Annotated in this window: 9 protein-coding genes; 5 read left to right on the plus strand and 4 right to left on the minus strand. The window is 40.6% G+C overall.

Annotation, left to right across the window (positions count from 1 at the left end; genetic code table 11):
* Positions 1 to 3: 3 nt before the first annotated feature.
* Positions 4 to 2736, minus strand: a complete 2733-nt coding sequence (locus tag J663_RS03000; RefSeq protein ID WP_033847693.1) for a TonB-dependent receptor plug domain-containing protein — start codon at positions 2734 to 2736, stop codon at positions 4 to 6.
* A 357-nt stretch (positions 2737 to 3093) separates the two neighbouring features.
* On the opposite strand from J663_RS03000, the gene trpD reads away from it, so the two are divergent.
* The 3 genes from trpD to J663_RS03015 are packed head-to-tail and all read left to right on the plus strand — an operon-like array spanning position 3094 to position 5664.
* Entirely contained in the window at positions 3094 to 4143 is a 1050-nt protein-coding gene (gene trpD, locus J663_RS03005; RefSeq protein WP_002118605.1) for an anthranilate phosphoribosyltransferase, read from the plus strand.
* Between the two features lie 9 nt (positions 4144 to 4152).
* Complete coding sequence (gene trpC, locus J663_RS03010) at positions 4153 to 4959, plus strand: indole-3-glycerol phosphate synthase TrpC (protein ID WP_032035720.1); 807 nt, start codon at positions 4153 to 4155, stop codon at positions 4957 to 4959.
* A 9-nt stretch (positions 4960 to 4968) separates the two neighbouring features.
* On the plus strand, positions 4969 to 5664 hold the full coding sequence (locus tag J663_RS03015) for a Smr/MutS family protein (protein WP_033847694.1): 696 nt from the start codon (positions 4969 to 4971) through the stop codon (positions 5662 to 5664).
* Positions 5665 to 5674: 10 nt separating this feature from the next.
* Here the strand turns inward: J663_RS03015 and xdhC are convergent, their stop codons facing one another.
* Genes xdhC through xdhA form a run of 3 tightly spaced genes read right to left on the minus strand, consistent with a single transcriptional unit; the run spans position 5675 to position 10541 of the window.
* Positions 5675 to 6658: a xanthine dehydrogenase accessory protein XdhC gene (gene xdhC / locus J663_RS03020; RefSeq protein WP_033847696.1), complete on the minus strand. Its 984-nt coding sequence runs from the start codon at positions 6656 to 6658 to the stop codon at positions 5675 to 5677.
* A gap of 6 nt (positions 6659 to 6664) precedes the next feature.
* Positions 6665 to 9040 (minus strand): xanthine dehydrogenase molybdopterin binding subunit, encoded by a 2376-nt coding sequence (gene xdhB, locus J663_RS03025; RefSeq protein ID WP_033847697.1) that lies wholly within the window; start codon positions 9038 to 9040, stop codon positions 6665 to 6667.
* A gap of 1 nt (position 9041) precedes the next feature.
* Positions 9042 to 10541, minus strand: coding sequence for a xanthine dehydrogenase small subunit (gene xdhA, locus J663_RS03030; RefSeq protein WP_033847699.1), 1500 nt, complete (start codon positions 10539 to 10541; stop codon positions 9042 to 9044).
* 261 nt (positions 10542 to 10802) lie between these two features.
* Between xdhA and folE the strand changes: the two genes are divergently transcribed.
* Positions 10803 to 11351, plus strand: coding sequence for a GTP cyclohydrolase I FolE (folE, locus tag J663_RS03035; RefSeq protein ID WP_002118643.1), 549 nt, complete (start codon positions 10803 to 10805; stop codon positions 11349 to 11351).
* A gap of 150 nt (positions 11352 to 11501) precedes the next feature.
* On the plus strand, positions 11502 to 12653 hold the full coding sequence (gene blaADC, locus J663_RS03040) for an ADC family extended-spectrum class C beta-lactamase (RefSeq protein ID WP_033847702.1): 1152 nt from the start codon (positions 11502 to 11504) through the stop codon (positions 12651 to 12653).
* Positions 12654 to 12659 lie beyond the last annotated feature (6 nt).

The raw sequence follows: 12659 nt of genomic DNA on the forward strand, positions 1-12659 counted from the left end.
TTCTTAGAATTTATAGTTAAACTCCAACCAACCTTGACGGCCGAATGGTGAATATGATCCTACTGGATAATACGGCCAACCGCCCGTGTCATCTCGTTTCACTTTGTCAAACAGGTTATTAATAATGATTGAAGCAGAAGCTTTTGGAGAGATTTGATAAGTACCACTCCAGTTCACCAAATACGTTGGGCTTAGGTAAGCAGTTTGGTCGCCGTTTGGAATTTTGCCATAACGATTAACTAATACTGTTGATGCCCAATCTCCGAAACTCCAGCTGAGACTGGTATTAAAACGGTCACGCCAATCAGGAATGGTTAAATCTTTTAGGTAGTCATCTTTCTCGCCATCTTTTGATTGTTGATATTCATGTTCTAGTACACGGCTATAATTTACCGTCCAGAGAAAGTTACCAAAGCTGTCTGTTTTCCAGCGCCATCTGCTAGTGAAATCAATCCCGCGGGTATGGTCTGATGCAGCATTAATCGGAACAATATTAATATTCTTAATCACATTTGGATCGACAACTGCATTTGCAGGGTTACGCTCTACACGTGCCAATGCATCAATACAAGCCGCAGAGTTAATATCTTGGTTGCCTAAACGACAATCTGCTTCTAAACGTAGAATTTTGTCCTCACTTAAGTTGGTCACAAGATTATCAATTTTGATATCCCAGTAATCGACGCTGATATCAAACTTATTGGTTGGCGACCAAACAAAACCTGCACCATAAGATTTACCCTCTTCAGGTTTAAGCTCTTTGTTTCCGGTTAAAGTGTAGTTCGCGCCAGGTGCGTAATCTTTAAAGGTACATTTATCTAAAGATTGTCCCGTTTGGCTACAACGTAAATAATCGGTGGTCTTTTCGAAATAACCTTTTTGTTTATTTAAAAACAGATAGTTCATATCTGGTGCACGAAAACTAGTTGCGTAGTTACCGCGCACCAATAAAGTCGGATGTGGCCTAAATTCAAGGCCTGAACCGAAAGTTAGCTTATCAATACTGTTATCTGACAAAGCATAACGGTCATAACGTCCGGACAAGGTTAAATTTAATGGTTTTGCTAAGGGTAAGAATAATTCAGCACCGAGTGCTTGGCGCGTACGTGTACCTCCATATTCGCCACTAGTACTTAAATTATAATATTCACCATTTTCGATCGCCTCATCTGGCTTAATCGAGAAGCCTTGACGTCCGATTTCAGCCACAGCCGCAAGTTTGGCCATTCCTGCAGGTAACTTAAATACGTCACCATTCGCGCTTAAGGTCAAACTTTGTGCCCATGACTTATCTTTTTCTTTTGTTGTACCAGAAATACTTTCAAATTCGCTTGCTGTTAGTGGTCGACTTAAACGATCTAAACGAGGTGAATAAATAGGAATACCATCTGCATCTGTGCCAAGTTGCTGACCTAAGAAATATTCATCAACACTCGAACGTAATAAGCCTTGGCGGCGTAGCTGACTGGTATAAATGGAACCATTATAGGCTGCTTCATAACTCCAGCTCGTCTCTCCAATATCGCCTCGAATTCCGAAGTTTAAGTTCGAAGAAAGTTCTTTCCACTTTTTATTTACGCGCTCTACCCCACCTAATTCTTCAGGTGCAAAACGACGATTCCAAATTTCATAATTTCCCGAATCTTGATTGAGGAAATAACCACTTGATCCACCTAAAGATGTCCATGTCGGACCACGCGTATTGTTTTCAATTTGATTGGCGCCAATTAAAAAATCGGCAAACAATTGAGTTTTATCATTTAACTCATAGTCTAAACCGAGATAACCATTTTGACTGCGGTTTTGGGTTTGGACCGTCCAATAGGTTGGTCGTGCCAAACCACTAGCACAATTGTCTGCACCAGCTTGTCCTATATTACTGACTGAACCCTTAAATAAACCATCAAAGGCCTGACACCCTCCAATTGAAAGGTATTTACCAGTATCGGCATTTTTCCGGCCGACGACAGTATCGGGTTTCTCCCCCAAACGAGTTCGACTCGACATAAAATCTCGATCGGCTGCCCAAATCGGTTCACGGCCACTGAGTTCAACCCCATAAACAAGGCTGAGCTTGTCTAAAGTTTTACTACCACTCAGTTGTAAACGTAAGTTTTCACCACCTTCTTTTGTTCCGCCTGCCTTAATATTAAATTGAGTACCGTCTGTTTTCTTTTTCAGAATAATATTCACGACACCTGCGATTGCATCTGAACCATAAATTGCAGAGGCACCACCGTTTAATATTTCAATACGGTCAATAATAGCGGTTGGAATATTGGCTAAATTTACGAAATTGACAGAACCGTCGTACGGTACAGGATAGTCTGCAACCCGATGCCCATTAATCAAAGTCAAAGTATGATTCGGTCCTAAGCCCCGTAAACTAATAGCATTAGCCGCAGGCGTAAAAGTATTTCCATAATCGGCGCCTTGTACAAAACCCGTGTTCTGCGTCAGGTTATTAAGCGCATCAAATGCATTACTAAACCCTTGTTTTTCAATATCGGCTGCGGTAATTACGGTCACACTCGTCGGGCCATCTTTTTGTGCTTTTGAAATCCGAGACCCTGTCACAGCAACACGGACTACTTTATCTGTTTTAGCTTGCTTTTGTGGTTGCTCTACAGCTTCTTGCGCATAGCTTTCCAGTGGATGAAACAGTGCAACAAATACAAAAATAAATGAGCGCTTATTTTTTAAAGCTCCTACATATTTCAAGTTATTTAAATACATATTTATTAGTAGACAAAATAAAGATCGCCCTACTATATCCACTTTTATTTGGTTGATTTATACGCATTTTTCCTAGATATATTTATGTTTAAGATATACCAAATGGTTAATTATTTATCATAAAAACTCACAATAAACTAAAACCTTTTTCAATGAATAAATTCTGTTTATTAATCAAACTAAAGTAATAAACCAGCAAATTTTTTAAAACTCGTATCGAACAACAAAAATCTTTGGTTATTTTCTGCTAACATAGCTCCCCGTAGCTAGTGAAACATGGAACGCAACAAGCTGAACATCCCACTCTTGATCAACTTCACCTAAAAATTTTAATCATTAATGCTGTAAATCATGACTATGAATATCCAACAGGCGCTCAACCACATTACCAAGAACATTCATTTGACTCAGCCTCAAATGGAAGAAATTATGCGCAGCATCATGCAAGGTGAGGCAACCGAAGCACAAATTGGTGCTTTAATGATGGGCCTACGCATGAAAGGTGAAAGCATTGACGAAATGACAGCTGCTGCACGTGTCATGCGCGAATTTGCGATCAAGATCGATGTTAGCGATATCAAACATTTAGTTGATATTGTGGGTACTGGTGGTGATGGTCAAAATTTATTTAACGTCTCTACAGCGTCAAGTTTTGTCATTGCAGCAGCAGGCGCAACCATTGCAAAACATGGTAACCGTGGCGTTTCAAGTAAATCGGGTTCATCAGACCTACTTGAACAAGCAGGTATTCATCTTGATTTAGATATGCAACAAACCGAGCGCTGTATCCGTGAAATGGGTGTAGGTTTCTTGTTTGCACCAAACCATCATAAAGCCATGAAATACGCTGCTGGCCCACGTCGTGAACTTGGTATTCGAAGTATTTTTAATTTACTTGGCCCACTGACCAATCCGGCTGGTGTAAAACGCTTTGTAATTGGTGTGTTCTCAGATGAACTTTGTCGCCCAATTGCCGAAGTGATGAAACAACTTGGTGCCGAACATGTCATGGTGGTTCATTCAAAAGATGGTCTTGATGAAATCAGCCTTGCCGCTCCTACTGCTATTGCTGAGCTTAAAGACGGTGAAATTACGGAATGGACCCTTAATCCTGAAGATGTGGGAATTGAGTCGCAAACTTTAAGTGGTTTGGTTGTCGCTGATGCAACAGCAAGTCTAAAGTTAATTAAAGATGCTTTAAGCAAAAATAAATCTGATATTGGTGAAAAAGCAGCAAACATGATTGCGCTTAATGCAGGCGCAGGCATCTATGTGGCGGGCATTACCAAAACTTATGCTCAGGCTGTTACATTCGCTCAAGATATTATCTATGGCGGACAGGCATTAGAAAAAATGAGTGTTTTGGCTGAATTTACCAAAACATTAAAGCAATCTCAGGCAGATTAAGGACTTCTCATGATTAATATTCAAAATACCATTTTAGGTAAAATTGTTGACCGTAAACATGAGGAACTTGCTGCGCGTTTAAAACAACGTAATTTGCAAGACGTTGAAGAATTAGCGAAAGCGGCAACACCAGTTCGAGGTTTTGCAAATGCTTTAAAACATAAACGTCCGGGTGTAATTGCTGAAATTAAAAAAGCCTCTCCATCAAAAGGGATTATTCGCGCAGACTTTAATCCTGCCGAAATTGCCCAGCAATATGAACAAGCTGGAGCAGCATGTCTATCGGTACTGACCGATGTTGATTTCTTTCAGGGTGCAGATGAAAATATTGCGATTGCTCGCAATCATTGTGCCCTACCTGCTTTACGTAAAGACTTTCTGATCGATCCATATAATGTAGTTGAAGCACGTGCTTTGCATGCGGACTGTATTTTATTAATTGTTGCTTGTTTGTCTGACCAGCAACTTGAAGAAATGTCTAAAACTGCGTTTGAGCATCAACTTGATGTATTGGTTGAAGTTCATGACGAAGAAGAAATGGAACGCGCTTTAAAGCTTTCTGAGCAATGTTTATTAGGCGTGAATAACCGTAATTTAAAAACGTTTGATGTAGATTTAAATACATCCATTCGATTGAAAAAATTACTTCCGACCTCACGTTTATTAATTACTGAAAGCGGTATTGCGACACCAGATGATGTACATATGATGCAAGAGCATGATATTCACAGCTTCTTGGTGGGCGAAAGTTTTATGAAACAACCTCGTCCAGATCAAGCTTTTACTGCCCTTTTTGGACAACCTCAAACGGTTTAATGAAGATATATGAGTAATAAAGATTCATCGCTTTCTAAAGAGCAACAGAAGTTATTGAAGCAATTTAAAAAGCAAATCTCCAATCCTCATTCAAGCAAAATCACAAATCAGCCTGAGTCTAAAAAATCTCAGGCTGAGCCTGAAGAATTGGAAGATACACATCTATTTCAACAGGCTGTTGCAGGTGTGAAACGCATCAACAATAGTAATGTTGCCGATGTAAAAACACCTCGTGCCAGAAAAGTCGACGCACAAACTCTAGCGAAACGTGCAGCCGCAGAAGGTGGCCGTGATACCGAGCATGCCGAGTTATCAGATACTCAAGCTGCTTTAAATCCAGTCGCAAGCCAAGCAACGTTAAGCTATCGCATTGCGACTCTGCAACATAAGGTTTTTGAAGACTTAAAAGCAGGCAAGATGCGTTGGTTTGAAGCTGTAGATTTACACGGCTGTACGATTGAACAAGCACGTGACGCAGTTTTACAAATTATCCAGATGGCAAAAGATGAAAATCAAAATGTCATCAAAATTGTGCATGGTAAAGGCCCTGAAGCGGTCTTAAAAACCTATGTCAACGGATGGTTACGTCAACACCGCGATGTTTTGGCCTTCGTAAGTGCACCTGAAAATCAAGGTGGTACAGGTGCCGTTCTCGTACTGCTTAAACGTGCAGAAAAAAATCCTAAGTTCGAACAAAAAAAATGATCCTTTGGGATCATTTTTTTACATCAAATACTTGTAATAATTGAGCAACCACTGCAACTGCAATCATTGCAGGTTGTTTCGATGAAATCCCTTCTATCCCGATTGGGCAAACCAAACGTTGTAATGTTTCCTGAGTATAACCACGTACTTGCATACGTTTTTCAAAAATAGCCCTTTTACTTTTTGAACCAATCATTCCTACATAAGCAAATGGTTTTGCCGTAGGTTTTAAAGCTACAAAACACAGTTGCAGATCTAATTGATGGTCATGAGTTAATATTAAAATTGCTCCTGAACGGTCAAAATGCTCGATCTCGGCTTCTAAGGTATCAGTCGTTAAGCATTGCACCTGTTCCAATAAATCGGATGGGAAAATATCATCACGTGGATCAATCCATTTCACCCGAATTCCAATAGGCAATAAACAGCGAACAATTGCTTCTCCCACATGCCCGGCGCCACAAATCAGCACTTGCATGGCATAAGGCTGAATCTGCTGGCTAAATTGCCACTGCTCACTACTGTCAGAATCAAACTCGAAACTTGGTTGTCGTTCCCTATCCATAGTCTGCCAAGTGGATGCATATTGATGTGAGACGGTACGCGATATACGCTTTCCAACTCGCCATGCTTGCAAACTCACGGATAAATCCGATGTGACCGTAGCGGGTGATATTTTTTCAAACAATAACCACATTACTCCGCCACAACACTGCCCCAACCGAGCACTGAGGTTAAAGCGTTCAATACGCCTCACACAAGTTTCCGTTTCTTTTAACATTGCTTTAGCGATATCAATCGCCTGAAACTCTAAATGCCCGCCACCGATCGTATCTGACTGCTGCCATTGCTGTTGTAAATTAAACCGCAATAACATGGTTGCACCAACTTCTCGTGGAGTTGAACCATCAGCACGGACTACTGTGACCAATACCATAGGCAGAGCATCGACTTGCCACGCTACAAAATCAGTCCACCATTGTAAATGTTGCATAATCTTTTACATTTTAGCCTGTGGGCGAGCAGCCAAAGCTTGTCCCCGTCCAATAGCAATTGCACGTAAAATTTCTTCGGCAGTTGCCGGAGCATTGAGTACGAGCGGTGCATTTTCTGGAATAGCCACCTGTACTGCCTGACGAATTGCAGAGAAAACCGATAATGCCAACATAAATGGCGGTTCACCTACAGCTTTGGAGCGGTAGATGGTGTCTGCCTGATTTTGGTTATTAAACAGTTTGACCTTAAAAATATGAGGAATATCCACACTGGTCGGGATTTTGTAAGTTGAAGGTGCATGGGTAAACAAACGGCCTGCGTGTGGCCCCTGCGGCTGCCAATACAACTCTTCTGTCGTGAGCCACCCCATCCCTTGCACAAACCCGCCTTCAATTTGCCCAATATCAATTGCAGGGTTAATTGACCGCCCGACGTCATGCAAAATGTCGGCACGTAATACTTTCATTTCCCCAGTTAAGGTATCTATTGCGACCTCACTGACCGCTGCACCATAGGCATAATAGAAAAATGGACGCCCCAAATGGTTGACCTGATCATAGTGAATTTCTGGCGTTTTATAAAAACCACTGTCCCATAGTTGTACACGTGCCATATATGCCCGCTGAACCAAGTCAGGAAATGTCCATGAATAGCCATCGGCTGTTGAAACCATACTATCTTCAAACTGGACTTGGTCAGCTTCACTTTGACTTATTTCGGCTGCAAGTTTAGCCAGACGCTCACGAATTTTAATACAGGCATTTTGAACAGCTTTACCGTTTAGATCTGCGCCACTCGATGCTGCAGTTGCCGAAGTATTTGGTACACGAGAAGTATCGGTTGCAATTAAACGAATACTATCAATTGGTAAACCCAACTCATGTGCAGCAATCTGACGTACTTTGGTATATAGCCCCTGTCCCATTTCTGTACCACCGTGCGTAATCGCAACAGTGCCATCCATATACACGTAGACCAGTGCACCCGCCTGATTGTAATGCACAGCGTTAAATGAAATACCAAACATTAATGGGGTTAACGCAATACCACGCTTAATGATGTCATTGTTCTGATTAAAGGCATGAATAGTCTGTCTACGCTTCGCGTAATCACTACTTTGCAATAGTTCAGCTACCAATTTTGGCGCAACATTATCACGGACTTCTGCCCCATAGTGCATACGATCACGTCCCCCACCGGGCTGCTCGGCAAAGAAATTGCGCTGACGAATTTCAACCGGATCGCAACCTAAATAACGAGCAATGTCATCAATAATATTTTCAATGACAAACATACCTTGCGGTCCACCAAAACCACGATATGCCGTATTGGAAACAGTATTGGTTTTACAACGTAAGTTACGTAGCTCAACTGCATTTAGATAATAGGCATTGCCAATATGGCAAATCGCCCGTTCATTCACTGGCCCAGAAAGATCAGCCGAAAAACCGCAGTTTGAAGCCAGTTGTACCTTTAAGCCTTGCAGAACACCACTGTCATCAAAAGCCACAGACCACTCATAAGCAAAACCGTGACGTTTGCCTGTAGCACTCATGTCATCATCACGATCTAAGCGTAATTTACACGGACGGCCCGTTTTTTGTGCTGCCAAAGAGGCAATACATGCCCACTGCGCTGACTGTGACTCTTTACCACCAAAACCGCCACCCATACGGCGACTTTCCACGCTGACCTGATGCATATTCATGCCTAATGCATGACAAATCAGTAACTGCATTTCGGTTGGATGTTGTGTCGAGCAATAGACTTTTAAACTCTGATTTTCTTGTGGAATCGCATAGGAAATTTGCCCTTCAAGATAAAAATGCTCTTGCCCACCCAGCTCAATAGTACCTGAAAGTTGATGTGCTGCGTTTTGAAATGCCTGCTCAACTTCACCATGGCTAAATTCAACAGGCGGCAACACCCACGATTCTTTTTTAATCGCATCTTGAATCGTTAAAATTGGGGTTTCGGGCACATACTCAATTTTTGCTAAGCGAACTGCCTGACGGGCTTGCTGATAACTCTCGGCCACAACCACAAACAAAGCTTGTCCATAAAACTCAACCTGTTCCTCGGCAAAAATTGGATCATCTTTAACAATTGGCCCCCAATTATTTTCAACCTCAATATCTTTTGCAGAAAAAACTGCATAGACACCATCAGCCTGACGTACGGCATCCAAATCAAACTTACTGATTTTGCCTTTGGCACAACTTGAAAATCCCACTGCCAAATGCATGGTATTTTCAAGCTCGGGTAAATCATCAATATAAGTTGCCTGCCCCGTTACGTGTAAATGCGCGCTCTCGTGTGGAATCGAGTCGCCTGCTTTAGCTGATTTTTTAGAAATATTTAAGTCAATGGTTTGATTCATATTAGATCTCCACCATAGCAATTAGGTCATTCACACGAGTGAGTGTTTGAGACAGAATTTTTTCTACATAAAAGCGCTGTAAACAGTTTTTCGCGACGTGTAAACGATATGCCGAGCTAGCACGTCCATCATCTAAGGGTTGATAGTCTTGCGACAAGGCCTCTTGTGCCTGAACGATCAATGCTGCTGTAATTTGCTGGCCTTCCAATATGGCTTCTGCATATTTTGCACGTTTGGGAATAGCTGCCATGCCACCAAAAGCAATTTTTACATTGTGAGCGACATCATAATGATCTAACTCGCATGAAATGGCCGCACATACCGCAGAAATATCTTGCTCAAAACGTTTAGCAATTTTATAGCTGGCAAATTTAAAACGCGTCTGCCCTTCACGAAGCGAAACAATAATTGCCTCAACAAACTCACCAAGTTGTAATGCTGTTTTTTGATAATCTATATAAAAGTCTTCCAAAGCAATTTCACGGGTCTGCACACCTGCACGCAAAATCAATCGTGTACCTAGCGTAATTAATGCCGGCATTGAGTCGCCAATAGGCGAACCATTGGCAATGTTTCCACCTAGAGTTCCTGCATTTTTAATCGGCATGGAAGCAAAACGGCGCTGTAATTCTTGAAAGTCAGGATAAACATCTGAAATTTTAATGAGTGCATCACTCAAACTTACATTTGCCCCAATCGTTAAAGCATGATCTGTGACTACAATTTTTTTGAGTTCTTCAACCTGACCGATATAAAGCATATCTCCTAAATTACGGCCTTGCTTTGTGACCCACAAACCAACATCTGTGCTGCCAGCAACAATACGTGCCTGCGGCAACTGTAACCGTAAAGCGGCAAAATCCTGCAAAGTCTTTGGTGCAAAAAATTGTTGAGCATGATCATTCAAATGCAACGCAGGCAATGCTTTGATCTCTTTTAATACTTCAATTACTTTTTGACGTTTTAATAAAATACGTGGATAGTCATATGCTTTTTGTGCTGCATCGAAAATAGGGCGATAGCCTGTACAACGACACAAATTTCCAGAAAGATAATTACTGACTTGATCTTTGCTTGGACAGTGTTGCTCATTTTCATACATTGCCCATAAAGACATGATAAAACCGGGAGTACAAAACCCGCATTGTGAACCATGCATATCGACCATCGCCTGTTGAACCGGATGAAGTGCCCCATCCTTTTTAGGCAATAATGTACAAAGATCTTCTACTGTAAATAAAGCCTTACCATCTAAAGTAGGTAAAAACTGAATGCAAGCATTCACACTGAGTAATTGCAAGCTTTCATTGACCAACTCACCAATCACTACCGTACATGCACCACAATCGCCCTCAGCACAGCCCTCTTTTGTGGCGGTCTGCCTGGTCTTACCAGTTTGGATATACTCTCGCAGAAATTGTAAAACTGTCATTGTGGGTGTTACATTTTCAACTTGCTGCTGGCTACCACGGAAAAAGAAGGTGATTGGACGTTCTGACATGTTTTATCCTTATGCTCTATAACACTGCATCTGTGCAAATATGATGCCATTAGGCGATCATTTAGAACCTATCAACATTAAATACACATTTGACGTTCAAACTCTTGACTATTAACGATAAAAAACATGAAATTTATTCATCTTTTATTAAACACACATAAAACCAGAATAAATATAGTGCGAGGAGTTATGAACATCAGGTCATGTTTCTGATACAATGCCGAGCTTGTCTAATAGAGTAAACTTATACGTCTTATGTCAATGCAGCAATCGTACGCAAATATCCTGACTGCCGTCGGTGAAGATCTTGATCGTCCCGGCCTTAAAGATACGCCTGTGCGTGCGGCTAAAGCTTTTTCATATTTAACTTCTGGCTATAGTAAAACTTTAGAAGAAGTCACCAATAATGCTGTTTTCCCATCAGATAACCATGAAATGGTATTGGTGAAGAATATTGAATTCTATTCGCTTTGCGAACATCATCTCCTCCCATTCTACGGCCGTGTTCATGTAGCCTATTTACCGGAAGGCAAAGTTCTCGGTTTATCTAAATTTGCACGTATTACTGAGATGTTTGCTCGCCGTTTGCAAATTCAGGAAAATCTGACTCAACAAATCGCAGAAGCCGTTGCTGAAGTGACTGGCGCTCGTGGTGTTGCTGTAGTTATCGATTCAGCACATATGTGTATGATGATGCGTGGTGTAGGTAAACAAGAATCTACAACTCGTACAGTTTCATTTGTCGGCGATTTTAAAACCGATAAAGAAGCACGCCGTGAATTTTTAAGCGCAGTACCGGAAAGTTATTAATCTGGTTTTAATGCAAAAATAAGAGCCCGACGACGTTGGGCTTTTTTATATCTAGTTAGAGCACTTAATCTATAAAACATAACAATTAAATTAAGTGATTTTTGTTATAAAAGTACGCATCTTTCTTTTTAAATAATTTATGAGTTCATCATGCGATTTAAAAAAATTTCTTGCTTACTTTTACCGCCTCTTTTTATTTTTAGTACCTCAATTTATGCGGGCAATACACCAAAAGAACAAGAAGTTAAAAAACTGGTAGATCAAAATTTTAAGCCTTTATTAGATAAATATGATGTGCCTGGTATGGCCGTGGGAGTCATTCAAAATAATAAAAAATATGAAATATATTATGGCCTACAATCCGTTCAGGATAAAAAAGCCGTAAATAGCAGTACCTTTTTTGAACTAGGTTCGGTCAGTAAATTATTTACCGCTACAGCTGGTGGATATGCAAAAGCAAAAGGAAAAATCTCTTTTGATGACACACCCGGAAAATATTGGAAAGAACTAAAAAACACACCGATTGACCAAGTTAATCTACTTCAACTTGCGACGTATACAAGTGGCAACCTTGCTTTGCAATTTCCAGATGAAGTTCAAACAGACCAACAAGTTTTAACTTTTTTCAAAGATTGGAAAACTAAAAACGCAATCGGTGAATACAGACAATATTCAAATCCAAGTATTGGCTTATTTGGAAAAATTGTGGCTTTGTCTATGAATAAACCTTTTGACCAAGTCTTAGAAAAAACAATTTTTCCACCTCTCCATTTAAAAAATAGCTATGTAAATGTACCTAAAACTCAAATGCAAAATTATGCATATGGCTATAACCAAGAAAATCAGCCGATCCGAGTTAACCCTGGTCCGCTAGATGCCCCTGCGTACGGCGTTAAATCGACACTACCAGATATGCTGACTTTTATTAATGCCAACCTCAACCCACAGAAATATCCGAAAGATATTCAACGTGCAATTAATGAAACACATCAAGGTTTCTATCAAGTCGGTACGATGTATCAAGCATTGGGTTGGGAAGAATTTTCTTATCCAGCGCCTTTACAAACTTTATTAGACAGTAATTCAGAGCAAATCGTGATGAAGCCTAATAAAGTGACTGCCATTTCCAAAGAACCTTCAGTTAAGATGTTCCACAAAACTGGCTCAACAAATGGCTTTGGAACTTATGTGGTGTTTATTCCAAAAGAAAATATTGGTTTAGTCATGTTAACCAATAAACGTATTCCAAATGAAGAACGCATTAAGGCAGCGTATGCAGTATTAAATACAATAAAGAAATAATCGTCT

Source organism: Acinetobacter sp. 826659 (genome assembly GCF_000588515.1).
Taxonomy (GTDB): domain Bacteria; phylum Pseudomonadota; class Gammaproteobacteria; order Pseudomonadales; family Moraxellaceae; genus Acinetobacter; species Acinetobacter pittii.

Bases quoted from the DNA above. Each gene is read 5' to 3' on its own strand.
- J663_RS03000 (WP_033847693.1), bottom strand. From the start codon at position 2,736: ATGTATTTAAATAACTTGAAATATGTAGGAGCTTTAAAAAATAAGCGC.
- trpD (WP_002118605.1), top strand. From the start codon at position 3,094: ATGAATATCCAACAGGCGCTCAACCACATTACCAAGAACATTCATTTG.
- trpC (WP_032035720.1), top strand. From the start codon at position 4,153: ATGATTAATATTCAAAATACCATTTTAGGTAAAATTGTTGACCGTAAA.
- J663_RS03015 (WP_033847694.1), top strand. From the start codon at position 4,969: ATGAGTAATAAAGATTCATCGCTTTCTAAAGAGCAACAGAAGTTATTG.
- xdhC (WP_033847696.1), bottom strand. From the start codon at position 6,658: ATGCAACATTTACAATGGTGGACTGATTTTGTAGCGTGGCAAGTCGAT.
- xdhB (WP_033847697.1), bottom strand. From the start codon at position 9,040: ATGAATCAAACCATTGACTTAAATATTTCTAAAAAATCAGCTAAAGCA.
- xdhA (WP_033847699.1), bottom strand. From the start codon at position 10,541: ATGTCAGAACGTCCAATCACCTTCTTTTTCCGTGGTAGCCAGCAGCAA.
- folE (WP_002118643.1), top strand. From the start codon at position 10,803: ATGCAGCAATCGTACGCAAATATCCTGACTGCCGTCGGTGAAGATCTT.
- blaADC (WP_033847702.1), top strand. From the start codon at position 11,502: ATGCGATTTAAAAAAATTTCTTGCTTACTTTTACCGCCTCTTTTTATT.